The 24307-nt window shown below is 70.7% G+C and carries 20 protein-coding genes; 16 read left to right on the top strand and 4 right to left on the bottom strand.

Features of this window, described 5'->3' with window-relative positions; genetic code table 11:
• Positions 1 to 92 precede the first annotated feature (92 nt).
• The 8 genes from ACCO44_RS09105 (at position 93) to ACCO44_RS09140 (ending at position 8353) form a co-directional block, all read left to right on the top strand.
• Positions 93 to 1202 carry a Gfo/Idh/MocA family protein gene (locus tag ACCO44_RS09105; RefSeq protein WP_372469327.1) on the top strand — a complete coding sequence of 370 codons (1110 nt, stop codon included), beginning with the start codon at positions 93 to 95 and terminating at the stop codon, positions 1200 to 1202.
• Positions 1199 to 2737, top strand: a complete 1539-nt coding sequence (locus ACCO44_RS09110) for a sugar ABC transporter ATP-binding protein (protein ID WP_372469328.1) — start codon at positions 1199 to 1201, stop codon at positions 2735 to 2737. Before ACCO44_RS09105 ends, ACCO44_RS09110 begins: the two co-directional genes overlap by 4 nt.
• Positions 2734 to 3840 (top strand): ABC transporter permease, encoded by a 1107-nt coding sequence (locus ACCO44_RS09115; RefSeq protein ID WP_372469329.1) that lies wholly within the window; start codon positions 2734 to 2736, stop codon positions 3838 to 3840. The genes ACCO44_RS09110 and ACCO44_RS09115 overlap by 4 nt, the downstream gene beginning before the upstream one ends.
• A complete protein-coding gene (locus tag ACCO44_RS09120) occupies positions 3837 to 4892 on the top strand; it encodes an ABC transporter permease (RefSeq protein WP_372469330.1) in 1056 nt (351 codons plus the stop codon). The genes ACCO44_RS09115 and ACCO44_RS09120 overlap by 4 nt, the downstream gene beginning before the upstream one ends.
• Positions 4893 to 4894: 2 nt before the next feature.
• Positions 4895 to 6103 carry a substrate-binding domain-containing protein gene (locus tag ACCO44_RS09125; protein WP_029262663.1) on the top strand — a complete coding sequence of 403 codons (1209 nt, stop codon included), beginning with the start codon at positions 4895 to 4897 and terminating at the stop codon, positions 6101 to 6103.
• 78 nt (positions 6104 to 6181) lie between these two features.
• A complete protein-coding gene (locus tag ACCO44_RS09130; RefSeq protein ID WP_372469331.1) occupies positions 6182 to 7036 on the top strand; it encodes a sugar phosphate isomerase/epimerase family protein in 855 nt (284 codons plus the stop codon).
• Positions 7033 to 8040, top strand: coding sequence for a sugar phosphate isomerase/epimerase (locus ACCO44_RS09135; RefSeq protein WP_029262661.1), 1008 nt, complete (start codon positions 7033 to 7035; stop codon positions 8038 to 8040). The genes ACCO44_RS09130 and ACCO44_RS09135 overlap by 4 nt, the downstream gene beginning before the upstream one ends.
• 19 nt (positions 8041 to 8059) lie before the next feature.
• On the top strand, positions 8060 to 8353 hold the full coding sequence (locus ACCO44_RS09140; protein WP_372469332.1) for a Dabb family protein: 294 nt from the start codon (positions 8060 to 8062) through the stop codon (positions 8351 to 8353).
• A gap of 9 nt (positions 8354 to 8362) precedes the next feature.
• Here ACCO44_RS09140 and ACCO44_RS09145 read toward each other — a convergent pair whose 3' ends face one another.
• Together ACCO44_RS09145 and ACCO44_RS09150 are read right to left on the bottom strand one after the other, a co-directional pair.
• The gene (locus tag ACCO44_RS09145) at positions 8363 to 9346 is read right to left on the bottom strand and encodes an NYN domain-containing protein (RefSeq protein ID WP_372469333.1); all 984 of its coding nucleotides are present in this window, start codon (positions 9344 to 9346) and stop codon (positions 8363 to 8365) included.
• A 2-nt stretch (positions 9347 to 9348) separates the two neighbouring features.
• A complete protein-coding gene (locus ACCO44_RS09150; RefSeq protein WP_372469334.1) occupies positions 9349 to 10335 on the bottom strand; it encodes a Gfo/Idh/MocA family protein in 987 nt (328 codons plus the stop codon).
• A gap of 106 nt (positions 10336 to 10441) precedes the next feature.
• On the opposite strand from ACCO44_RS09150, the gene ACCO44_RS09155 reads away from it, so the two are divergent.
• From ACCO44_RS09155 to ACCO44_RS09190, 8 genes are all read left to right on the top strand, one after another.
• Complete coding sequence (locus ACCO44_RS09155) at positions 10442 to 11839, top strand: NtaA/DmoA family FMN-dependent monooxygenase (protein WP_372469335.1); 1398 nt, start codon at positions 10442 to 10444, stop codon at positions 11837 to 11839.
• 107 nt (positions 11840 to 11946) lie between these two features.
• A complete protein-coding gene (locus tag ACCO44_RS09160; protein WP_372469389.1) occupies positions 11947 to 13581 on the top strand; it encodes a TIGR04028 family ABC transporter substrate-binding protein in 1635 nt (544 codons plus the stop codon).
• Positions 13582 to 13597: 16 nt separating this feature from the next.
• Positions 13598 to 14566: an ABC transporter permease gene (locus ACCO44_RS09165; RefSeq protein ID WP_372469336.1), complete on the top strand. Its 969-nt coding sequence runs from the start codon at positions 13598 to 13600 to the stop codon at positions 14564 to 14566.
• Positions 14563 to 15459, top strand: a complete 897-nt coding sequence (locus ACCO44_RS09170) for an ABC transporter permease (RefSeq protein WP_372469337.1) — start codon at positions 14563 to 14565, stop codon at positions 15457 to 15459. Before ACCO44_RS09165 ends, ACCO44_RS09170 begins: the two co-directional genes overlap by 4 nt.
• Positions 15456 to 17087 carry a dipeptide ABC transporter ATP-binding protein gene (locus ACCO44_RS09175; RefSeq protein ID WP_372469338.1) on the top strand — a complete coding sequence of 544 codons (1632 nt, stop codon included), beginning with the start codon at positions 15456 to 15458 and terminating at the stop codon, positions 17085 to 17087. The genes ACCO44_RS09170 and ACCO44_RS09175 overlap by 4 nt, the downstream gene beginning before the upstream one ends.
• The gene (locus ACCO44_RS09180; protein ID WP_372469339.1) at positions 17084 to 18139 is read left to right on the top strand and encodes a putative FMN-dependent luciferase-like monooxygenase; all 1056 of its coding nucleotides are present in this window, start codon (positions 17084 to 17086) and stop codon (positions 18137 to 18139) included. Before ACCO44_RS09175 ends, ACCO44_RS09180 begins: the two co-directional genes overlap by 4 nt.
• Complete coding sequence (locus ACCO44_RS09185) at positions 18136 to 18753, top strand: CMD domain protein (RefSeq protein WP_372469340.1); 618 nt, start codon at positions 18136 to 18138, stop codon at positions 18751 to 18753. The genes ACCO44_RS09180 and ACCO44_RS09185 overlap by 4 nt, the downstream gene beginning before the upstream one ends.
• Complete coding sequence (locus ACCO44_RS09190) at positions 18750 to 19358, top strand: alkylhydroperoxidase domain protein (RefSeq protein WP_215071000.1); 609 nt, start codon at positions 18750 to 18752, stop codon at positions 19356 to 19358. The genes ACCO44_RS09185 and ACCO44_RS09190 overlap by 4 nt, the downstream gene beginning before the upstream one ends.
• A gap of 22 nt (positions 19359 to 19380) precedes the next feature.
• Here the strand turns inward: ACCO44_RS09190 and ACCO44_RS09195 are convergent, their stop codons facing one another.
• Both ACCO44_RS09195 and hrpA read right to left on the bottom strand, forming a co-directional pair.
• Positions 19381 to 20325 carry a zinc-binding alcohol dehydrogenase family protein gene (locus ACCO44_RS09195; RefSeq protein WP_372469341.1) on the bottom strand — a complete coding sequence of 315 codons (945 nt, stop codon included), beginning with the start codon at positions 20323 to 20325 and terminating at the stop codon, positions 19381 to 19383.
• Positions 20326 to 20363: 38 nt separating this feature from the next.
• The gene (gene hrpA / locus ACCO44_RS09200; RefSeq protein ID WP_372469342.1) at positions 20364 to 24278 is read right to left on the bottom strand and encodes an ATP-dependent RNA helicase HrpA; all 3915 of its coding nucleotides are present in this window, start codon (positions 24276 to 24278) and stop codon (positions 20364 to 20366) included.
• Positions 24279 to 24307 lie beyond the last annotated feature (29 nt).

Genomic DNA, 24307 nt, shown 5'->3' on the forward strand with positions numbered 1-24307 from the left:
TTCGGCGTCTCGCCGATCGACTTCCGATTTCCGTCAGATAACTTTTGACGAAGGTCTAGCAAAAGTCTGTAGGTCTGTGTCAGAATCGCCGCATGACAACGGATGTCACTGACACCGGTCTCGGAACGATCCGAGCCGGCATCCTCGGCGGAGGATTCATGGCCCGCGTGCATCGCACCGCGGCCCGCGACGCCGGCGGCGAACTGCGCGCCGTCGCCACCCGCTCTCGCGAAGGAAGCCGCGATGCCGCACTGGCGCTCGGCGCCGGTCGAGCCGAGAGCGATGCGGCCGGTCTGCTGACAGCGGCGGACATCGACGTCGTGCACATCTGCACGCCGAACGCCACGCACGCCGAACTGGCGCTCCAGGCTCTGAACGCCGGCAAGCACGTCGTGTGCGAGAAGCCTCTGGCGACGACGGCGCAGGACGCGAAGGTTCTCGCCGAGACCGCGGAGGCTCGCGGGCTGGTGGCGGCCGTCCCCTTCATCTACCGCTACCACCCGATGGTGCGCGAGGCCAGAGCACGGATCGCCCGCGGCGAGGCCGGCGACCTGCTCACCCTCGACTGCTCCTATCTGCAGGACTGGATGCTGCTGTCGAGCGACGACGACTGGCGGGTGCGCTCCGAGTCCGGCGGTGCATCCCGCGCCTTCGCCGACATCGGATCGCACCTGTGCGACCTGATCGAGTTCGTGATCGGCGAGCGCATCCACGCGCTGAGCGCCCGCACCCGTCGGGTCTTCTCGGAGCGCTCGGGGCAGTCGGTCGACACCGAGGACATCGTCGCGGTGCTGGTCGAGACCGAGTCGGGCGCCCTCGGCACGCTGCTCATCTCGCAGATGGCCGCCGGCCGCAAGAATGCCCTCACCCTCGAGCTGCACGGCTCGCGACAGAGCCTCCGCTTCGAGCAGGAGCGCCCGGAGGAGCTGTGGATCGGCATGCGTGAGGAATCGCGGCTGCTGCTGCGCGACCCCGCCACCGCCGACCCGGATTCCGCGCGGCTGCAGCGGGTTCCGGCGGGACACCCGATGGGCTACCAGGACGCCTTCAACAGCTTCATCGCCGACGTCTATGCGGCGATCGCCGGTGCGGAACCCGATGGGCTCCCGACTTTCGCCGACGGATACCGCTCGGCCGTGCTCACGGAGGCCGTGCTCGCCTCGGCGGCCGACGGCGGACGATGGGTGGAGGTGACGGCATGATCGCGACCACGACCGAACCCGTGCTGCAGGTGGCCGGCATCCGCAAGTCGTTCTTCGGCGTCGAGGTGCTCAAGGGCATCGACTTCGACGTGCGGCCCGGCGAGGTGCACGGTCTCGTCGGCGAGAACGGCGCGGGCAAGTCCACGCTGATGAAGATCATCGCCGGCGTGCAGCCGGCCGACGAGGGCACGATTTCCTACCGCGGCGAAGAGGTGCACCACGCGCACCCGCGCCAGGCGATGGATGCCGGCATCGTCACGGTCTTCCAGGAGTTCACCCTGCTGCCGGAGCGCACGGTGGCGCAGAACGTCTACCTCGGCCGCGAGCCGCGTCGGCGGGGATTCGTCGACCAGCGCGCCATGAACTCGCGGACCGCCGATCTGCTGACCGATCTCGGGGTCTCCTTCATCGAGCCGACCGCGCGCGTCGGTTCGCTGACGGTCGCCGAGCAGCAGATCGTCGAGATCGTCAAGGCGCTCTCGTTCGACGCTCAGGTCATCTCGATGGACGAGCCGACCGCCGCCCTCAGCGACCGCGAGGTCGAGCTGCTCTACGCGATCATCCGCCGGCTCACCTCCCGCGGCGTCGCCGTGATCTACGTCTCGCACCGGTTGAAGGAGATCTTCGACCTGTGCGACCGCATCACGATCCTCAAGGACGGCGCGCTCGTCTCGACCGACGACACCGCCGCCCTCACCACGGATGAGCTCGTGCGGCGCATGGTCGGCCGCTCCATCCAGTCGTACTTCCCGGATGCGGTCGAGGGCACGACGGTCGGGAACGCGCGGCTCGAACTCGACGGCTGCGGCAACGCCTACGTCGACGGGGTCTCCCTCACCCTCCGCGCCGGGGAGATCGTCGGCATCGCCGGGCTGCAGGGTTCCGGACGCACGGAGCTGGTGGAAGGGGTGTTCGGCATCCAGGCCTTCACCCGCGGATCGATGCGCATCGACGGGGCGTCCGTGCGCATCGGCACCGCCCGCGCCGCCGTCCGCGCCGGCCTCGCCCTCGTCTCGGAGGACCGCAAGGCGCAGGGCCTCGCCCTCGGGCAGTCCGTCCTCGACAACGCGCTCCTGGTCGTCCGCAGCGTCTTCGCCGGGCGGACCACCGCATCCCGTCGCGAGGTGCCCGGCATCCTGAGCTCGCTCGAGGTCAGCTCGCGGGGCCTGGATCAGGAGGTGCGCTTCCTCTCCGGCGGCAACCAGCAGAAGGTGGTGCTGGCCAAGTGGCTGCTCACCCAGCCGCAGATCGTGCTCTTCGACGAGCCCACCCGCGGCATCGACGTCGGCGCCAAGTACGCCGTCTACCAGCTGATGCGCGAGCTCGCAGCGCAAGGGAAGGCCGTGCTGATGGTGTCGAGCGAACTGCCGGAGGTGATCGGCATGAGCGACCGGATCCTGGTCATGCACGACGGCGAACTCGTCGCCGAACTGCCGGCGGGCTCCGCCGAGCACGAGATCCTCGGGGCCGCGACCGGCGCCGCCCATCCGGGCACCCTCGATCCCGGCACCGCGACGGACGGAGGTGCGCGATGAAGCGTCTGAAGATCGATTCCACGGTCATCGTGCTCGGCATCCTGCTCCTGGTGCTCGTCATCGGCGCGATCCTGGTCGGCACCGTGGGGCGCAACTTCCTCAGTGCCGGCAACATCCGCGACATCCTGACCGGCATGAGCGTGCTCGGCCTCGTCGCGATCGGGCAGACGCTCGTGGTGATCGGTGCCTCTCTCGACCTCTCGGTCACCTACGTGATCAGCCTGTCGAGTCTGCTGGCGGCCACGATGATGAACGACAACGCGGCGAACATCCCGGTGGCCGTGATCGTCACGCTGCTCGTGTGCGCCGGCGTGGGTCTCGTGAACGGGCTCATCGTCACGGTGCTCAAGGTCAACGGCTTCATCGCCACACTCGGCGTCGGACTCATCCTGCAGGGCATCCTCAACACGAACTTCGAGGGATCCGCGGGGAAGGTGCCCTGGGCGTTCCAGCTCATCGGCGCCACCGGCGTCGGCCCCATCCCGGTCTCCACGCTCATCATGATCGTGCTGGCCGTCGTGATCTGGGTGCTCCTCAACCGCACCCGCACCGGCGCCCACCTCTACGCCGTCGGCGGCGATCCCGAGATCGCCCGGCTCTCCGGCGTGCGCACCCGGATGCCGCTCATCTGGGCGCACGTGCTCTGCTCGGTGTTCGCGGGTCTCGCGGGTCTGCTGCTCGCCAGCCGCCTCGGCGTCGGCAGCCCGACCGTCGGGCAGCAGGGCGGCTACGCGCTGCTCTCGATCGCGGCGGTCGTGCTCGGCGGAACGCTGCTGCTCGGTGGCCGAGGCTCCGTCTGGGGCACGATCGGCGGCGTGGCGATCCTCGCGGTCGTCGACAACGTCATGAGCGTCATGCAGGTCAACCCGTTCCTCAAGGACGTCGTCCGCGGCGTCGTCATCGTCGCGGCGGTGGCCGTCTACAGCCGCCGCTCGATCATCCGCCGCCGTCCGCGCTTCGGCACCGGAGGCACCCGCACCGGTGGGGACGATGCCGCGAAGGCGGCGGCGCCCGAGATGGCCGCCGCCGCGTCGCAGCTCGCCGACGTCACCACTGTCACCGCATCCGATATCGGCACCGCCACGGAAGGAGGACGCTCATGAACGCGCTGCGCACTCTCGTGAGTCCCCGCGGGGCCGTGTTCCTGCTGCTCGTGCTGCTGCTGGTGGCCGTCACGATCCTCAACCCGAGCTTCGCGGAGCCCGGTCAGTTCATGCGCTTCATCCAGCGGGTGGCGCCCATCGCGATCGTCGCGATCGGCCAGTACTTCGTGATCATCGCGGGGGAGTTCGACCTCTCGCAGGGCTCGCTCATCACGGCGCAGGTGATCATCGCCGGCAACCTGGTCGGTCAGGACGACGCCCGCACGGTGCCGGTCCTGCTGCTCATGATCGTCTTCGCGGTGGCCGTCGGGCTCGTGAACGGGGTGATCACGACACTGTTGAAGGTGCCGTCGTTCATCGTCACGCTCGGCATGATGCTCGCCCTCCTGGGCGGAGTGATGTGGTGGACCGGGGGAGCGGCCACCGGGAACCCGGCCGACAGCTTCCGCGAGATCGGTCGCGGCGGCATCCGCGACGTGCCGTTCCTCGAGTTCATCCCCTGGGCGGTGCTGCTGCTCATCGTGTGGCTGGGACTCGGCATCTGGGTCACCAAGCGCCCGCTGGGCAAGACGCTGATCGCGGTCGGCGACAACGCCGGTGCGGTCGACTACGCCGGGGCCCGCCGCGCCTGGGTGACGACGCGCGCGTTCGTCATCTCGTCGCTCTCCGCCTCGCTGTCGGCCGTGCTCCTCGTCGGATATGCCGGCGTGCATCCCTCGGTCGGCCGCGGATACGAGTTCACCGCCATCACGGCAGTGGTGCTCGGAGGCGTCGTGCTGGGCGGTGGCCGAGGGTGGATCGTCGGCGCGGTCGCCGGTGCCTTCGCCCTCGAGGCCCTGTTCATGCTGCTGAACATCGCGGGCATCCCCTCGACACTGCGCGATGCCGTGCAGGGCGTCATCATCATCGCCGCGGTCGCCTACTCCGCCGTCGCCTTCCGGGCGCGGCGCAAGCGCGGCCCGCTGCCCTCGGACATCCCTCCCGAAGAACCCAGAATCCCTGAAACCACCAGTTCCACCAGCACCATCAACACAGAAACCAGAGGAGATTAGCAATGCGACGATCGATGAAGATCGCCACCGCAGGGGTGGCTCTCTTCGGCCTCATCGCGCTCGCCGGGTGTACGACCGACCCGTCCGTGGCGCCGGCGGAGTCGGAGAACCCCGAGGAGACGGCAGAGACGACAGAGTGGTTCGACCAGGAGCTCTTCGACAAGCAGGACGAGGAGCGCGGCGTCACCCCGCAGGGGCCGGAGGACGAGCCCTACCTGCAGCACATCAACGCCGAGATGGTCGACACGGCGGAGTTCGCGAGCGAAGGGGCCAAGAAGGCCTGCTTCGCCAACGCGTCGATCTCCAACCCGTGGCGCCAGACCGGCTGGATCACGATGAACGAGCAGCTGAAGTCGCTGCAGGATGCGGGCGCCATCAGCGAGATGGAGACCCGCGACGCGCAGGACTCCGATGACACGCAGATCGCGGACATCGACTACTTCATCGCCGAGGGCGAATGCGACGTCTTCCTCATCTCGCCGAACAGCACGGCGGCCATGACTCCGGCCGTCGAGCGGGCCTGCGAGACGGGCAAGCCGGTCGTCGTGTTCGACCGCGGCGTGAACACGGACTGCCCGGTCACGTTCATCCACCCGATCGGCGGCTTCGCCTGGGGCATCGACACCGCCGAGTTCCTCATCGACAACCTCGAAGAGGGCGACAAGGTCGTGGCACTGCGCATCCTCCCGGGTGTCGACGTGCTCGAGCACCGCTGGGCCGCCGCCGAGAAGCTCTTCGACGAGGCCGGCATCGAGGCCGTGGATCACTTCACGGGTGCCGACCCCGCCGAGATCAAGAGCATCATCAGCGACGAGCTCGCCAAGGGCGACGTGCACGGCATCTGGATGGATGCCGGTGACGGCGCGGTCGCGGCCATCGAGGCGTTCGAGGACGCCGGAGCGGACTACCCGGTCATGACCGGTGAGGACGAGATGAGCTTCCTGCGCAAGTGGAAGGACACGGGTCTCACGGGCCTCGCGCCGGTGTACTCCAACTTCCAGTGGCGCACTCCGCTGCTCGCGGCGCAGATGATCTTCGCCGGCGAAGAGGTTCCGAAGGAATGGGTCCTCCCGCAGAAGCCGATCACGGAGCCCGAGCTCGACGACTACCTGAAGGCCAACGAGGGCATGCCCGACGGCCACTACGCCAAGTTCGGCGGGGAGAACCTCCCCGGCTACCCGACGGTGTGGCAGCAGCGTCAGATCCCGTAACCGAAATCCGCTCCCGCCCTTCCGCTCCGCACCCGCGGGGTGGGAGGGTGGGAGCGCTTCACGATCACAAGGACAACGATGCCCCGCACGATCGCCGTCAACACCTGGGTGTGGACGTCTCCGCTGACCGACGCGTCGCTCGAGCCGCTCGCCCGCAAGGCCCAGAGCCTCGGTTACGACGCGTTGGAGCTGCCGCTGGAGAGCGTCGGCGACTGGGATCCCGTGCGCACCCGCGACCTGCTCGACGCGCTCGGGCTCGGCGCGATCGTCGTCGGAGCCATGGGGCCCGGACGCTCGCTGGTCGCCCGTGCCGGCGATGTCGCCGCGACGCAGACGTACCTGCGGGCGTGCATCGCGGCGGCGCAGACGCTCGGGGCCGGAGTCGTGGCCGGCCCCTTCTACGCGCCGACCGGCGTGACCTGGCGGATGGATGCCGACGAGCGGGCGGCGGTCGTGGGGGAGCTGCGGGAGAACCTCGCGCCCCTCGTCGCCGAGGCCGCAGAGGCGGGCATCACCCTCGCGATCGAGCCGCTGAACCGCTACGAGACGAGCCTGCTCAACACGGTCGAGCAGAGCCTCGATGCGCTCGGCCCGCTGCTGGGTGCGGGACTCGGACTCGCGCTCGACACGTATCACCTCAACATCGAGGAGAAGAAGCCCGTCGAGGCGATCCGGGCCGCCGGCGCCGCGATCGCCCACGTGCAGGTGTGCGGCAGCGACCGTGGGGCCGTCGGCGACGACCACACCGACTGGCCGGGGATCCTCGCGGCCCTCGACGACGCCGGCTATCGCGGCCCGCTGGGGCTGGAGAGCTTCACAGGAGAGAACGCCACCATCGCGGTCGCGGCTTCGGTGTGGCGACCCCTCGCCCCGAGCCAGGACGAACTCGCCGCACGCAGCATCGCTGCCCTCCGAGCATTGGAGTATCCATGAGCACGCATCCGGTCACGCTGTTCACCGGGCAATGGGCGGACCTGCCGTTCGAGGAGGTCGCCCGCCTTGCCGCGGAGTGGGGGTACGACGGGCTCGAGGTCGCCGCGTCCGGTGATCACCTCGACCTGCGGCGTGCCGACGAGGACGACGCCTACGTGGCGTCGCGCCGGGAGATCCTCGACCGGCACGGGCTGAAGATCTTCGCGATCTCGAACCATCTCGCCGGTCAAGCCGTGTGCGATGCGCCGATCGACTTCCGACACCAGGCGATCCTGCGCGAGTACGTGTGGGGTGACGGTGAGGCGGAGGGCGTGCGGCAGCGGGCGGCCGAGGACATGAAGCGGGCGGCCCGCGTCGCGCGCAAGCTCGACATCGACACCGTGGTCGGGTTCACCGGCTCCTCGATCTGGCCGTATCTGGCGATGTTCCCCCCGGTGCCGGCATCCGTCATCGAGGGTGGGTTCGAGGACTTCGCGGCCCGATGGAACCCGATCCTCGACGTGTTCGATGCGGAGGGCGTGCGGTTCGCGCACGAGGTGCATCCGGGCGAAATCGCGTACGACTACTGGTCGTCGGTGCGCGCGCTGGAGGCGATCGACCACCGGGAGGCGTTCGGTTTCAACTGGGATCCGTCGCACATGATGTGGCAGAACATCGACCCGGTCGGGTTCATCGTGGACTTCGCGGACCGGATCTACCATGTGGACTGCAAGGACACCCGGATGCGTCCGCACAACGGCCGGGCTGGCGTGCTCGGGTCGCACCTGCCGTGGGGCGACCCGCGGCGGGGCTGGGACTTCGTCTCGACGGGGCACGGGGATGTGCCGTGGGAGGACTCGTTCCGCGCGCTGGATGCGATCGGCTACTCCGGCCCCATCTCGATCGAGTGGGAGGACGCGGGGATGGACCGTCTGCACGGCGCCCCCGAGGCCCTGGCGTACGTGCGCTCGCTGCTGTGGCCGAAGCCCGAAGCCTCGTTCGACGCCGCGTTCAGCAACCAGTGACCACCCCGACAGGAGCCCCATGCCGATCCAGCACACCGTCGTCTTCCGCCTGATCCATCCGGCCGGTTCCGCCGAGGAGCAGGAGTTCCTGGCGACCGGCCACGCCGTGCTCACGTCGATCCCCGGCGTCGGGGACTTCACGATCCGCCGTCAGGTCAGCGCGAAGAGCGACCTCACGCATCAGTTCTCGATGGTGTTCGCGGATCAGAGCGTTTACGACGCCTACGACGCCCATCCCGCGCACCGGGCGTTCGTCGCGGAGCGGTGGGTGCCCGAGGTCGCCGAGTTCCAGGAGTACGACTTCGTGGAGTGAAGCTCCCGATCAGCCCGTGAGCTCGCGCAGGCGTACCAGGCGCTCGTGTCCGGTCTCTTCGAGTTCCGCGATGTCGTCGCGGGACTTGAGGAAGTCGGAGAACGAGCGGTAGCCGAGGGCCTTCTCGCTGAACGAGGGGTCCATGCGGCGCATGTGCGTCTTCACGGCGGAGCTGTGCAGCCACTCGTCGGCATCCGCCTTGTCATGGCCGAGACGCAGGGCGCGCTCCAGCAACTGCGTCGCTTCGCCCTGCTCGTCAAGCTTGGGCTCCTCGACCTTGGGCGCGGCCGCCTTCGACCTCGCCCGGCGAGGGGCCTTGGCCTTCGGCGCATCCGCCGCGTCGGCCGTGTCCGGCACCGTCTCCGGCGCGGGCTCCGCCACGGCCTCGGCCTTCGCGGCCGCGACGACGGGAGCCGCCTTCACCGGACGCACCACACCAGGCAGCGAGTCGTACGACTCGAACTCATCGCAGGCCGCGGCGAGCGACTTGGCCGTCGAGCCGGACACACCCACGCCGATCACGTAGCGCCCGAGACGCTTGCAGCGCTGGGCAAGCGGCACGTAGTCGCTGTCGCCGGCCACGATCACGACGTGCGTGAGGTCGGGCAGGCGGAACATGTCTTCGACGGCATCCACGGCGAGGCGGATGTCGGCGCCGTTCTTGGCGTAGGCCGCGGCGGGGAACAGCTGCACGAGGTCGACGGCGCGGGCCACGAGCTGCGAGCGGTACACAGCGTTCACGGGGGAGGACCAGTCGGCGTAGGCGCGCGTCAGCACGAGCGTGCCGAAGGACGCGGCGTAGTCGATGATGGCGCCGACCTCGATCATGGCGCGGCTGAGGCGCTCGACGACGTCGGGATCGTTCGGGTTCTCGGTGATCCGCTGCCGGTCCTTGCCGTAGGCGTTGCGCCCGTGCACCCGGTCGTACCAGGAGATGACGATGTTGTCGAAGTCGAGGTAGACGGCCACGCGGGCATCGGTGGTCTCGGCCATGATCAGGCCTCCTCACGGGGGTAGCGGACGCCGATCTGCGCCCTGATCTCATCGAGAGTGCCCATGATGGCGACGCTCTCGGCGATCGGAAGGATGTCACCCTCGAGGATGCCGTCGCGCACCAGGCGCTCGGCGGCGAGCGCCTGGAACTGCATGCCACGGCCGTCGACCTCGGAGACGTACTCCTCCTGCACGGTGCCGTCCGGGAGGGTGACGCGGAACGTGGTGGGGGTGTACCAGACGCGGTCGATGTCGATCCGCGCCTTGGTGCCGATGATGCTGGCCGCATTCGGCCCGGATGCCCGCGAGGAGGAGAGCGTGGTCGAGATCGCACCGCCCTCGTGCGTCATGACGGTGGCGACCTCGGAGTCGGCACCGGTCTCGATCAGGCGGCCGACGGCGCGGATGTCGGTCGGAGCGCCCAGCATGTCCCAGACGAAGGAGATCGGGTAGATGCCCAGGTCGAGCAGTGCGCCGCCGCCGAGCTCCAGGGCGTTGAGCCGATGGGTGGGGTCGGTGGGCAGCAGCTGCGTGTGATCGGCGCTGACCGCACGGATCTCGCCGAGGGTGCCATCGGCGATGAGCTCGCGGATGCGGATCATGTGCGGCAGATACCGCGTCCACATCGCCTCCATCACGAGGAGCCCCTTCTCGGCGGCGAGCGCCTGCAGGTCTTCGGCCTCGGCGCGGTTCAGCGTGAACGCCTTCTCGGCGAGCACGTGCTTGCCGTGCTCGAGCGCGAGCCGGGCGTTCTCGTGATGCATCGGATGCGGCGTGGAGACGTAGATGATGTCGATGTCGGGGTCGGACACCAGCGCCTCATAGGAGGGGTGCGCGTGCGCGATGTCGAAGCGGGCGGCGAACGCATCCGCCGACTCCTGGGAACGTGAACCCACCGCCACGAGGTCGAGCCCCGCCGTGCGCAGATCGGATGCGAACGCGCCGGCGATACCGCCGGTAGCGAGGATTCCCCAACGAAGACCAGTCATGGTCTCAGCGTACGGGGTGGGGTGCGCATGTCGGACTGTTACACCCCGAGACGTCCGGCGACGGCCGCCTGGTCGCGGGTGCGCGCCCGCTCCTACCGTGACGAGCATGACCGAACCCCTCATCATCGGCGCCATGGTGCGCACCCTGGGGGCCTACCCCTCGGGTTGGCGTCAGCCTGGCGCGCACCGCGATCCGGCCGCGGACGCCGCCATCCTCCGCCACATCGCACGCGAGGGGGAGGAGGCCGGACTCGACTACCTGTTCTTCGGTGACTGGCTCGCGACGGGCCCCGACCTGGAGTTCCGCGACCCGTATCTGCTGGCGCGCATCGACCCGGTGAGCGCGGTGCTGTTCCTCGCCGGGGTCACCTCGCGCATCGGCCTGATCGCCACGGTCAACACCACCTACGCCGATCCGTACACGACGGCGCGCTCGCTGGCCTCGCTCGACGTGCTCACCGGCGGACGTGCGGGCGTGAACCTCGTCACGGGCGCCGAGCCGCGTGCCGCGGGCAACCACGGCCGCGACGCGCACGCCGACAACGAGACGCGCTACGACCGCGCCGAGGAGTTCGTCGAGGCGCTCCGACGCCTCTGGGGCTCGTGGGACGAAGACGCCTGGATCGCGGATGCCGCGCGCGGCGTGCTCATCGACCCGCAGGGTCTCCGTGCCGCCGACCTGGAGGGTTCGCAGGTGCGGGTCACCGGTCCGCTCAACGTCGCCCGCCCGCCGCAAGGGCAGATCCCGATCGTGCACGCCGGCACGTCGCCGCGGTCGCGTGCGCTCGCCGCGACCGAGGCCGACCTCGCCCTGACCGCCGCGCCGACGCTCGCCGACGCGATCGCCACGCGCCGCCTGCTGCGCGACATCGCGGCCGAGGCCTGGCGGTCTCCGGATGCGGTGAAGGTGATCGCCCCGGTGCTGCCGGTCGTCGCCGACACGGATGCCGACGCCCGCCGCATCGTCGAGCGCCTGCTCGCGCTGGTGCCGCTCGCCGAGGGACATCAGACGGCTCGCACCGCGTTCCCGCCCAACCGCACGGTGGCCGCGCTCGCCGATGCGTTCGACGTCGCCGCAGACGACCCGCTGCGCGCGTCGGAGTTCGACCGCCCGGTCACGGCCGCCGAGGCGCAACGGTTGGGGGAGCGCGGCTCCGCACTCATCGAGCGCCTCGCCGGCATCGCCGGACTGCGCGTCTCGGGAGCCGGGGTGACGACCGGCGATCCGCTCACCTGGCGGCACCTCGTGGCTGCCAACGCGGTGCCGGCGGCCTTCGTGGTCGGCGACGCCCGCACGATCGCTGACCACTTCGAGACCTGGCGCGACGAGGGGGCGGCCGACGGGTTCAACGTGCTGTCGGCCTTCCAACCCGCCCAGTTCGAGGCGTTCACCCGCCAGGCCGCTCCCGAGCTGCGCCGCCGCGGACTGCTGCGAGACGCGGCGGAGAGCGAGGGCGCGACCCTCCGCGACCGCCTGCGCATTTCCTCGTATGTCGACGCGTGACCACGCATGTCGTCGCGCGACACCCGGTGTCCGCCGCCTCGCGGCACGGCCACTCCGATTCCTACCGTGAACACATCCCGACACCCGAAGCCCAGGAGACCCTCCGCATGAACCGCCGTCTCATCCGTGCCGCCGCCATCGCGGTCCCCCTCGTCCTCGCGGGCAGCCTCGCCGCCTGCGCCTCCTCGCCCGCTCCCGCCAACGCCCCCGCCGAGGGCGGCGACCCCGTCACCGGCGGCACGCTCACCTACCTCGAGCACCAGGCGTACACGAACCTGTACCCGCCGCAGGCCGGCTTCTACCCGAACGGCGGCATCGTCAACAACATCGCCGCCCGCCTGACCTGGCAGAACCCGGAGACGCTCGAGATCGAGCCGTGGATCGCCTCGGACTGGACCGTGAACGCGGATGCCACCGAGTACACGTTCGACCTGAACCCCGACGTGACGTTCTCGGACGGCACGGCGCTCGACGCGGCGGCCGTCGCGAAGAACTTCGACACGTACGGCCTGGGCGATGCGGACCGCGGCCTCACGGTCTCCGAAGCCATCAACAACTACGCCAGCAGCGAGGTCGTCGACGAGGACACCGTGACGTTCCGCTTCAGTGCGCCGTCGCCCGGGTTCCTGCAGGCCACCTCGACCATCAACTCGGGCCTGCTGTCGCCTGCGACGCTCGACGGCACGATCGAGGACTTCGGCGCGGGCAACGCGGCCGAGATCATCGGATCCGGACCGTTCACCGTCACCGACGAGAAGCTCGGCACCGAGTACACGCTCACCGCCCGTGACGACTACGAGTGGGGCCCCGACAGCGTCGACAACGCCGGGCGCCCCTACCTCGACGCCGTGCACGTGCTGATCACCCCCGAGGACTCGGTGCGCATCGGTTCGCTGCTCGCGGGTCAGGCCGACTACGTCCGCTACGTGCAGGCGTTCGACGAGGACCGCGTCGAAGGCGCCGGCTTCACGCTCTACGCCCCGCAGACCCGCGGCGTGAACAACTCGATCGCTCTGCGCCCCGAGAACCCGCTGCTGGGCGACATCCGCGTGCGCCAGGCGCTCGTCGCCGCCGTGGACGCGCAGGAGGTCGTCGACACGCTCTTCACCGAGAACTACCCGGTGGCGACGTCGGTGCTCTCCTCGCAGGCCGTCGGCTACAAGGACGAGTCCGCGCACTACGCCTACGACCCCGACAAGGCCGAGGAGCTGCTCGACGAGGCGGGCTGGGAGCCCGGCTCCGACGGCATCCGCGAGAAGGACGGCGAGCGCCTGTCGATCACCGTCTACGAGGCCAAGCCGCAGCCGCTGTCGAAGCAGACGCTCGAGCTCGTCGCGCAGCAGCTGGCGAAGGTCGGTGTGGAGCTCTCGGTCAAGCCCGGCGACGCCGGCAGCGCGGCCGAAGACACCCGCGATCCGCTGAAGACCGGCTTCTACCACTCGATGGTCGGACGCGCGGACCTCGACGTCATCAAGAGCCAGTACTTCACGAAGAACCGCGACGTGCTGATCTCGAAGGACGCGAAGCTCGACGAGCTCCTGCTCGCCGTGGCCTCCGAGCCCGACGCCGACAAGCGCATCGCCGCCTCGCAGGCCGTGCAGGACTACATCGCCGAGCAGGCCTATGTCATCCCGCTGTTCGAGGAGCCGCAGGTGTACGGCACCGCGACCTACGTGCAGGGCGTCGCCTTCGAGTCGGTGGGGCGTCCGACGTTCTCCGGCGTCTGGCTCGCCGAGCACTGAGAGCGCCGGTGACACGATGAGCTTCGTCCTCCGACGAGCCGGGCAGGCCGCGATCGTTCTGATCGCGGCCTTCACGGCCACCTTCTTCCTGCTGCAGCTGCTGCCGGGCGATGCGATCCTGATCAAGTTCTCCGACCCCAGCCTCGGGCTGTCGCCGGACCAGCTCGACAGCATCCGCGCCACCTACGGCGCAGACCTGCCGTGGTGGGAGCAGTACGTGCACGCGGGACTCGGCTTCCTCGCCGGGGACTTCGGGTTCTCGACCCAGTTCGGCACCCCGGTGCTGACGATGCTGGGCGAAGCCCTCCCCGCGACCCTGCTGCTCGCGTCGCTCGGACTCGTCGTGGCGCTGATCCTCGCCATCCTCATCGCCGGGCTCTCCTCCCTCGCACCGTTCGCCTGGCTGCGCGACGGTCTGCGCCAGGTGCCGGGGCTGTTCGTGGCGGTGCCGGTCTTCTGGCTCGGCATCCTGCTCATCCAGGTGTTCTCGTTCGGGCTCGGATGGGTGCCGATCGTCGGGGCCGACCCGGCGGCCGGACTCGTCCTGCCGGTGCTCACCCTCGCCGTGCCGATCTCGGCCCCGCTGGCCCAGGTGCTGGTGCGCGCGATCGACCAGGTGCAGGCGCAGCCGTTCGTCACGGTGGTGCGGGCGAAGGGCGCTCCGCCGCTGTGGGTGCTCACCCGCTCGGTGGCCCGGAACGCCGCCGTGCCGACCCTGACCATCGCCGGCGTCCTGTTCGGCGAGCTCGTCGGCGGAGCTGTGGTGACCGAGACCGTGTTCGGCCGTACGGGCATCGGTCGCCTCACCGAGCAGGCCGTGGCGAACCAGGACATCCCGGTGCTGCAGGGCGTCGTGCTGCTGTCGGCCCTCGGCTTCGTGATCATCAGCTTCGGGGTCGACCTCGTGACCCCGCTCATCGACCCCCGCCAACGCGCCGTCGCCCGCGCCTCGGCGCCCCGCGCACTCCAGGAGGCGACCGCATGACCGCTCCCGTGATCATCGATCCCGTGGTCGGGCCCGACCCGGCCGCGCCCGCGCATCCGGCCGCGACCGAGACCGAGAAGGCCCCTCGCCGCCGACTGCGCGGCCGCGCCTGGGGCCTGTACCTGGCCTACGCGGTCGTCGCGCTCGCCGTGCTCTGGGCCGTCATCCCCGGGGTTTTCGCCCCCGGCGACCCGCTCACGGGCGTCCCGGCCGACAAGCTGCTCGCGCCGAGTGCCGCGCACTGGTTCGGCACCGACACCCTCGGCCGCGATCTGTTCGGCCGGGTCGTGCACGGTGCGGTGCACTCGCTCTCGGGAGCGCTCATCGCCGTCACGGTCGGCCTCGCCCTCGGCACGCTGATCGGGGCGATCGCCGGTGCCGTCGGCGGTGTGGTCGACGACGTGCTGATGCGCGTGGTCGACGTGCTGCTCGCGATCCCCGGGCTGCTCCTCGCTCTCACGGTCATCATCTTGCTCGGCTTCGGCACCGTGAACGCCGCGATCGCGGTGGGTCTCGGCAGCGTCGCCGCGTTCGCCCGGCTCATGCGCGCCGAGGTCGCCCGTGTGCGGCGCACCGAGTACGTCGAAGCGGCCTTCGGCAGCGGCGGCACGTTCTTCACCGTGCTGCGCCGGCACGTGCTGCCCAACTCGTTGACGCCGATCGTCGCGCTCGCCGCGCTGCAGTTCGGCACGGCGATCCTCGCGATCTCGACGCTCGGGTTCCTCGGCTACGGTGCGCCGCCGCCCACGCCGGAGTGGGGCCTGCTGATCGCCGACGGCCGCAACTACGTGGGCACCGCTTGGTGGCTCACCGCCCTGCCCGGTCTCGTCGTGGTCATCGTCGTCCTCAGCGCCAACAGAATCAGCCACCGCATCGGAAGGAGCGCGAAATGAGTGCGGTCATCAGCGCCACCGACCTGCGGATCTCTTACGGCGACAAGGAACGACGCCGCGAGGTCGTGCACGGTGTCTCGTTCGAGATCGCTGAGGGCGAGACCCTGGCGCTCGTGGGGGAGTCGGGTTCGGGCAAGTCCACCACCGCGCACGCCCTGCTCGGGCTGCTGCCGGAGGGCGGCCGCGTCGACGGCGGGCGGGTGCTGCTCGGAGACCTCGACATCTCGGGGTGGTCCGACCGTGCGCTGCGCGGCATCCGCGGACCCGAGATCGGTCTCGTGCCGCAGGATCCGACCACCTCGCTCGACCCCGTGCGCACGATCGGCGCGCAGGTCGAGGAGATCCTCCGTCTGCACGGGCACCGGGATCGCCGGTCGCGGCGCGCACGGGCCATCGAGCTGCTCGACCGCGTCGGCATCGACGACCCCGACCTGCGGGCACGCCAGTATCCGCACGAGCTCTCCGGCGGCATGCGTCAGCGCGTGCTCATCGCCACCGCGATCGCCCTGCGGCCGCGGCTGCTGATCGCCGACGAGCCCACCAGCGCCCTCGACGCCACGGTGCAGCGCAAGGTGCTCGACCTGCTCGATGAGCTGCAGCGCGAAGAGGGCACCAGCATCCTGCTCGTGACCCACGACCTCGGTGTCGCGGCCGACCGGGCCGAGCGGCTCGTCGTGCTCAAAGACGGTCGCATCGTCGAGCAGGGCTCCAGCGAGGCGGTGCTCGCCGCACCGGCCGACCCGTACACGAAGCAGCTGCTCGCCGACGCTCCGGCGTTCGCGACGGGTTTCCGTCGGCCCGACGCCCCGCCGTTCCTGCGCGATGCCGCGGCGGTCGCCGCCGAGAACCCCTGGGCGATCGTCGCCGACGGACTCGTGAAGGAGTTCCGCGTCGCGGGGCGCGAGCGCTTCCGGGCCGTCGACGACGTGTCGTTCCGGGTGCGCAGGGGCACCACACATGCGCTCGTGGGGGAGTCGGGCTCCGGCAAGACCACGACGGCGCGACTCGTCACCCGCTTCCACCAACCGGATGCCGGGACGATCGAGGTCGACGGCGACGACGTGACCCACGCGAAGCGCGAGCAACTGCGGGTGCTCCGCCGACGCATCCAGCTCGTCTACCAGAACCCGTTCGCGTCGCTCGACCCGCGCCAGCAGATCGCCGACATCGTCGCCGAGCCGCTGGTGAACTTCGGCGTGGGCAGTCGCACCGAGCGCCGCGAGCGCGCTCTCGCCCTCCTCGACCGGGTGTCGCTCCCCGCGGAGGTCGCACGGCGCACCCCGCGTGAGCTCTCGGGCGGGCAGCGCCAGCGCGTCGCGATCGCCCGTGCGCTCGCGATCGACCCCGACATCGTGGTGCTCGATGAGGCGGTGTCGGCGCTGGATGTCACGGTGCAGGCCCGCATCCTCGAGCTGCTCACCTCGCTGCAGGCCGAGCTCGGGCTCACCTACCTGTTCATCTCGCACGACCTCGCGGTGGTGCGGCGGATCAGCCACACGGTCTCGGTGATGCGCCGCGGCCGGATCGTCGAGGAGGGGCAGACCGAAGACCTCTTCCGCGACCCGCAGCACGACTACACCCGGGAGCTGCTGGCCGCAGTACCGGGACGAATGGAGACCGTCGTATGACCACCGCACCCACCGTCGCCTTCTTCACCCGACTGCTCGACGACGCCGCCCCCGCCGAGCGGTATGCGTTCGCGACCGCGCAGATCCAGCAGGCCGAGCGGCACGGCATCGGCCGGGCGTGGGTCGCGCAGCACCACTTCCACGCGGCCGAGGGCGGGCTGCCGTCGCCCCTGGTGTTCCTCGCGAACGTCGCCGCAGTCACCTCCACCATCCGTCTCGGCACCGGCGTGATCACGCTGCCGCTCGAGGACCCGGTGCGGGTGGCGGAGGATGCCGTGGTCGCCGATCTGCTCTCCGGGGGGCGCGTGGATCTGGGACTCGGCAGCGGCGGCACGCCCTCGTCGTTCGTGCCGTTCGGGGAGGACGTGCGCGACAAGGCGCCGACCTACGACCGGAAGCTGCGGACACTGCTCGACGGTCTCGCCGGCCGTGACGTCGGGGCGGGCAACACCCTCTACCCGGATGCCGGAGATCTCGCCGACCGTGTCTGGCAGGCGACCTTCTCGGCGCCGGGCGGGCATCGGGCCGGCATCCACGGACACGGGCTGCTCCTGTCTCGCACGCAGCCGCGCAGTGCCGACCGGCTGCGCGCGCCGCTGTCTGCCCTGCAGGATCCGATCATCGACGCGTACCTCGAGGCGCTGCCGGAGGGGGTGGCGCCGCGGATCACCGCCTCGCGCACCGTGTTCGTCGCCGACGACCGTGCCGAGGCGCTGCGCTTCGCCGAGGTCGGGCTGCGCCGGGCGGCCGAGGGCTTCCGCCGGCAGGGCCAGACGATCCCGGGAGACAGTATCGACGAGCTGATCGCCGCGCTCGACACGCACCTGGGCACGCCGGAGCAGGTGGCGGAATCGCTCGCCGCCGACACCACCCTCGCCCGCGCGACCGAGGTGGCGTTCCAGGTGCACTCGGTCGACGCCCCGCACGAGCACGTTCTGCGCTCGATCGCGCTCTTCGCCGACGAGGTCGCCCCGGCCCTCGGCTACGCGCTGACCCCGACACCGCACGGAATCAGTACCGACCAGAACCTCACCCTCAAGGAGAACGCATGACCGACGACATCGTGGACCGGATCGCGGAGGTGACGCCGGAGCTGGATGCGCTGCGCCGTCGCCGTCCGGTGACCAGGGAGCAGCTGCAGGCGAGCTTCGACGCCCTCTTCCAGCCGGTGAGCACGGAGCACGTCTCGCAGGCCGAACGCGAACTCGTGGCCGCCTTCGCCACCGGTCTCGCCGGGGCCGAAGACCCGACCGCGGTGTTCTACGCCGGTCGTGCGCAGGAGGCCGACGCCCAGCGCGCGGCCGTCGTGCTCGCGGAGGCCGCCCAGGCAGCGACCACCGGACCCTTCGGCGCCTACACCGAGCTCGGCTTGCAGGCCGAGAACACCGACGGGGCGCGCTATGTCCCGTCCGAGACCGTCATCGCCGCGGTGGATGAGCGCCTCGCCGCCGCCCTCGCGCACACGCACCTGCTGGTGTTCCGCCCCCGCGAGGCTTCGGGCGCCGACCTCGGTCGCCTGCTCGACGCGGGCTGGTCGGCGGACGGCATCGTGACGCTGTCGCAGCTGGTGTCGTTCCTCGCCTTCCAGCAGCGCGTCGTCACCGGGCTCCGTGTGCTCGCCGCTGCGGGCTTGACCGCCGAAAACTCCGAGGAGGAGGCCGCATGACCGCCGAACAGAGCGTGCTCCGGCACGACGACGCCCCGCACCCGCACGCGTTCACCCGCGGCGAGGTCGGATGGGTCCCGCACCTCGAGCCCCTCGCCGAGGAGGAGCTGACCGAGCGTCACTACGACGGCCTCGTCGACGCTGCTCGCGCGAAGAACGACTACTTCCGCCTGTTGGCACGCGACCCCGAGGTGCTGAAGGCCCGCACCCTGGTCGACAAGGACATCTTCTACAACGCCGCCGAGGGTCTGCCCCGCGCCGACCGTGAGCTCGCGGCGACCGCGGCATCCCGCCGCAACGGCTGCGTGTTCTGCGCCTCGGTGCACTCGCGCTTCGCCGCGCACCACAGCAAGCGCACGGACGACGTCGACCTGCTGCTCGACGAGGGTGTGGACGCGGACCTCGGCGAGCGCTGGAACGCCGTCGTCGCGGCATCCGTCGCCCTCACCGACACGCCCAACGCGTTCGGCGCGGACGAGATCGTGCGGCTGCGTGCCGCCGGGCTCGACGACCTGGAGATCTCGGACCTCATCCACGGCGCCGCGTTCTTCAACTGGGCGAACCGGCTGATGCTGTCGATCGGACGACCGGTGGCTCCGGCCTGACCGCTCTGACGGCACCTCGCCGTCAGGGGACCAGGACGATCTTGCCCGAGGCGGCGCCGGATTCCATGAGCTCATGGGCCTGCGCCGCCTCGGTCAGCGGCAGCTGGGGGCCGAGCTCGATCACGAAGTCACCGGCGTCGAGGAGGGCGATCGTCTCGGGGAGCGCCTCGGCGCGCCAGGCGAGCTCCTCCGCGGTCAGGGGCACGGGGGAGCCGCCGGAGAACGCACGGATGCCGAAGGACGCGGAATCCGGGCCACGCACGATGGTGGCGATCCGGTCGCGGTCGGCGACCAGCGCGAGGGAGGTCTCGATCGCCTCGTCGGTGCCGGCGCAGTCCAGGGCCACGGTGACGGCCCCGGGGGCGGCGCCGCGCACGCGGTCGAGCAGGCCCTCGCCGTACGCCACGGGGATCGCGCCGAGTTCGCGCAGCTGGTCGTGGCGGGCGGGGCTCGCCGTCGCGATCACGGTCGCACCCCAGGCCACCGCGAACTGCACGGCGGCCTGTCCGACCGAACCGGAGCCGCCGTGCACGAGCAGCACATCGCCCTCGGTGACCCCGAGCGAACGCAGCGACTGGTACGCGGTGCCCGCGGGGATCCCGATGGCCGCCCCTTCGGCGGCCGTGACGGAGTCGGGGAGCTTCGCGAGCTTCTCGGTGTCGATCGCGATCGCCGAGGCGTAGGTGCCGTGCGCGTCACGGATCGCCACCCGGTCGCCGACCGCGAAGTCGTCGACACCCTCGCCGAGCAGCTCGACCACGCCGGCCCCGTCGAACCCCACAGGGCGCGGTTCGGTGATCGGGGGAGACGGCCGCTTGGCACTGCGCAGCTTGGCGTCGATGGGGTTCGCCCCCGCTGCATCGATGCGCACCACGACCTCGCCGCGGGCCGCGACGGGATCGGGGATCTCCATCAGGTGCAGGACATCGGGGGAGCCGAACTCGGTGTAGACGATCGCGCGTGCCATGGATTCAGGCTACCCGCGCTGACGCCCGCCGTCGCGGATCAGCGTCCGGACAGCACCTTCATGATGCGCTGCGGCGACACCGGCTGCGCGGTGCCGAGGCGCTGCGCGAACACGCTGACGCGGTACTCCTCGAGCAGCCAGCGCACCTCGACGAGCGCGGGGGGAGCATCGGACGGAAGGGGGATCGTGCCGCCCGCATCCTCGAACGCCTTCGCCATCCGCTCGTACTCGGTCATGCGCGCGCGGTCCTTGCCCGGTTCGCTGCCGAGCGTCTTCAGCCGGTCGAGCATGCCTTCGAGGTAGCGCGGGAAGTGCGCGAGACGGTCGACTCCGGCCGCGGAGACGAAGCCCGGATGCAGCAGGCCGCTGAGCTGTGTGCGGATGTCGTTCAGCGGGCCGAGCAGGGCGAGCGAGTTCTGCGACTTGATGCCGCGTTCGACATCGCGCGACTTCGTCAGGATGCGGGCCACCAGTGAGACACACGCGAAGAGCTGATCGACCAGTATGCCCGAGACGGCGTCGCGCACCCGGGTGAAGTCGGCTTCGCTGCGGACGATGCCGCCCGGTGCGGTCTGCTCGATGACCTGCCGCGCCACGGCCGCGCGGGAGTCCTCGATGAGGGCGGCGGCGGACTGGTACGGCGAGGCGGCGAGGGCGAGCTTCTCCTGGCTCGTCAGGTGCTCCTGCACGTACGACGAGGGGGAGGGGACGCTCAGCAGCACGAGCCGCAGCACGCCATCGCGGGTGGCGGCGGCCGCGGCATCCGGGGTCGATTCGACGCGCACCGACACGGTCTTGCCCTGGTCGACGATCGCCGGGTAGCCGCGCACGACGCCGCCGGCGACACGCGTGTCGAGCACCTCGGGCAGGTCTCCGAAGGTCCACGCCACCAGACCGGTCTGCTCCACTTGCGGCCGCTTCGGCGTGCTCAGAGTCCCCGGCTTCACGGGCCCGGACTTCGGCGGCGCGGCGATCGATCGCGCCACGCTGCTGCGCGCCCGGTCGGAGAGCTGCGCCTGCAGCGCCCGGAGATCACGACCCGACCCGACCACCCGGCCGCGTTCGTCGACCGCACGGAAGTTCATGCGCAGGTGCGGCGGCACGCGCTCGTCGTCGAAGTCGGCGGCGGACACGAGCTGGTTCGCGAGCGGCTGGATGAGTCGGGCCAGCGCCTCCTTGAGTGTGCGCGGCGGGAGGCCGCCGTGCGACTCCGGCCCCTGCTCGGCCAGCTCGGCACCGAACTTCTCGGCCCAGTCCGCGGCGGGCACGACGTGACGGCGGATGGCCTTGGGCAGCGCGCGCAGCAGCCCGGTGACGAGCTCGGCGCGCAGGCCCGGAACCTGCCAGTCGAAGCCGCGGTCCTCGAGCTGCGCGAGCAGCGGCAGCGGCACGACCACGCTCACACCGTCGTCGTCGGCACCCGGCTCGAACCGGTACGCGAGGCCCAGCACCTGGTCGCCCTGCGTCCACCGTGTCGGGAACTCGCGCTGGTCGGCGCGCTCCTCGTCGTCGATCAGGTCGCTCTCGCGCATCACGAGCAGCTTCGGCGTCGTGGCCATCGCCTCGCGCCACCAGCTCTCGAAGGAGCGCACGTCGAAAACGTCGGTGGGGATGCGCTCGTCGTAGAACCGGAAGACGGCCTCGTCGCCGGCGAGGATGTCGCGGCGGCGCTCGCGCTCCTCCAGCTTCTCGAGGCGCTTGCGCAGCTCGGCGTTGCTGCGCCAGAACGCGCTCACCCGCTTGTCGATCCGCGTCGGGTCCCACTCGCCCTCGACCAGGGCGTGGCGCACGAAGAGCTCGCGCGAGGCGGCCCGGTCGATGCGCGCGAACTGCACACGGCGGCGCGGGATGATCTCGAGCCCGAACAGCGTGACCTTCTCGAACGCGACGGCGGCGCCGGCATCCTTCGACCAGTGCGGCTCGGTCACCTGGCGCTTGGCGAGGTCGCCGGCGAGGGGCTCGGCCCACGCCGGGTCGATGGCGGCGACGGTGCGCGCGAACGTGCGGGAGGTCTCCACGATCTCGGCGGCGATCACCGCCCGCGGACTCTTCTTGCGCAGTCCCGAGCCGGGGAAGATCGAGAAGCGGATGCCGCGTGCTCCCCGGTACTCCGCGATACGGCGGCCCTTCGGCTCCTTCGCGGGGGAGTGCGCCTTGCCCGCCGGGGCCGTGCGCTCGTCGAGGAGGCCGATCTGCGACAGGAGTCCCGACAGCAGGGCGCGGTGGATGGCGTCCGGGTCGCTCGTGCCGGTGTCGTCGCCGGTGCGGTCGGGCGTCTTCACGAGCGTGCGCAGCTGGCGGTGCACGTCGAACCACTCCCGCACTCGCACGTAGTTGAGGTGCTCCGAGCGGCACAGGCGACGGAACGCACTCGAGCCGAGTTCGCGCTGCTGCTCGCGCAGGTGGTTCCACAGGTTCAGCAGGGTCAGGAAGTCGCTCGTCGGGTCGACGAAGCGGGCGTGCAGGCGGTCGGCCTCCTCGCGGCGCTCTTCGGGTCGCTCGCGCACATCCTGGATCGTCATGCCCGAGACGATCGCGAGCACATCGCGGGTCACGGTGCCGGCCGAGCCCCCGCGCCCCGCCTCGATCAGCATCCGCGCGAACCGCGGGTCGATCGGCATGCGTGCGATGTCGCGACCGATGCGGGTGAGGTGCGGCGACCCGTCGCGACGCGACGGCTCGACCGCACCGAGCTCGGTGAGCAGGTCGAACGCGGCCTTCACGCCCCGCGAGTCGGGCGGTGTGAGGAAGGGGAATGCGGTGATGTCGCCGAACCCGAGCGACAGCATCTGCAGGATCACGGAGGCGAGCGAGGTGCGCAGGATCTCGGGCTCGGTGTACTCCGGGCGCCGGTCGTAGTCCTCTTCCGAGTAGAGGCGGATCGCGATGCCGTCGCTGGTGCGGCCGGCGCGGCCGGATCGCTGGTTCGCCGAGGCCTGCGAGACGGCCTCGATCGGCAGCCGCTGCACCTTGGACCGGTTGCTGTAGCGCGAGATGCGCGCGGTGCCGGTGTCGATGACGTACTTGATGCCGGGCACCGTGAGGCTCGTCTCGGCGACGTTGGTGGCGAGGATGACGCGGCGGCGGACGCCTGCCACCCTGCTGCGCTCGAACACGCGGTGCTGGTCGGCGGCGGACAGTCGGCCGAACAAGGGGAGCACCTCGGTGGGGGCGCGGTCGTTCGCGTAGGCGCCGCGCACGGCGTCGGCCGCATCCCGGATCTCGGCCTCGCCGGGGAGGAACACGAGCACATCGCCCGGCGCCTCGCGGTCGAGCTCGCGCAGGGCGGCGACGATGGCCGAGACCTCGTCCTCCGGCTCGGCCGGTGCGTCCTCGTCGTCCCCGTCTTCGACCTGCCCGCGGTAGCGGATCTCGACCGGATACGTGCGGCCCGAGACCTCGATGATCGGCGCCGGTGTGCCATCCGCCGCGGCGAAGTGCTTCGCGAAGCTCTCCGGGTCGATCGTCGCCGAGGTGATGATCACCTTGAGGTCGGGGCGCTCCGGGAGGATGCGGGCCAGGTAGCCGAGCAGGAAGTCGACGTTGAGGGAGCGTTCGTGCGCCTCATCGATGATGATCGTGTCGTAGCGGGTGAGCAGTCGATCGCGATGGATCTCGTTGAGCAGGATGCCGTCGGTCATCAGCGCGATGCGCGTGGCGTCCGACACCTTGTCGGTGAAGCGCACCTTGTAGCCGACGAGCGTGCCGAGCTCGACCTGGAGCTCTTCCGCGACCCGTTCCGCGATCGTCCGCGCGGCGAGCCGACGCGGCTGGGTGTGTGCGATGCGCTCCCGTCCGAGCTCGAGCGCGATCTTCGGCAGCTGGGTGGTCTTGCCCGACCCGGTGGCGCCCGCGACGATCACGACCTGGTGGTCGCGGATGGCGTCGCCGATCTCGCCTCGGGCAGCGCTGACGGGCAGCTCCGGAGGGTAGGAGATCACGGGGGAGGACATAGCCCTCCATCGTATGACGGGATTCGCCC

It is taken from the genome of Microbacterium maritypicum (assembly GCF_041529975.1).
Taxonomy (GTDB): domain Bacteria; phylum Actinomycetota; class Actinomycetes; order Actinomycetales; family Microbacteriaceae; genus Microbacterium.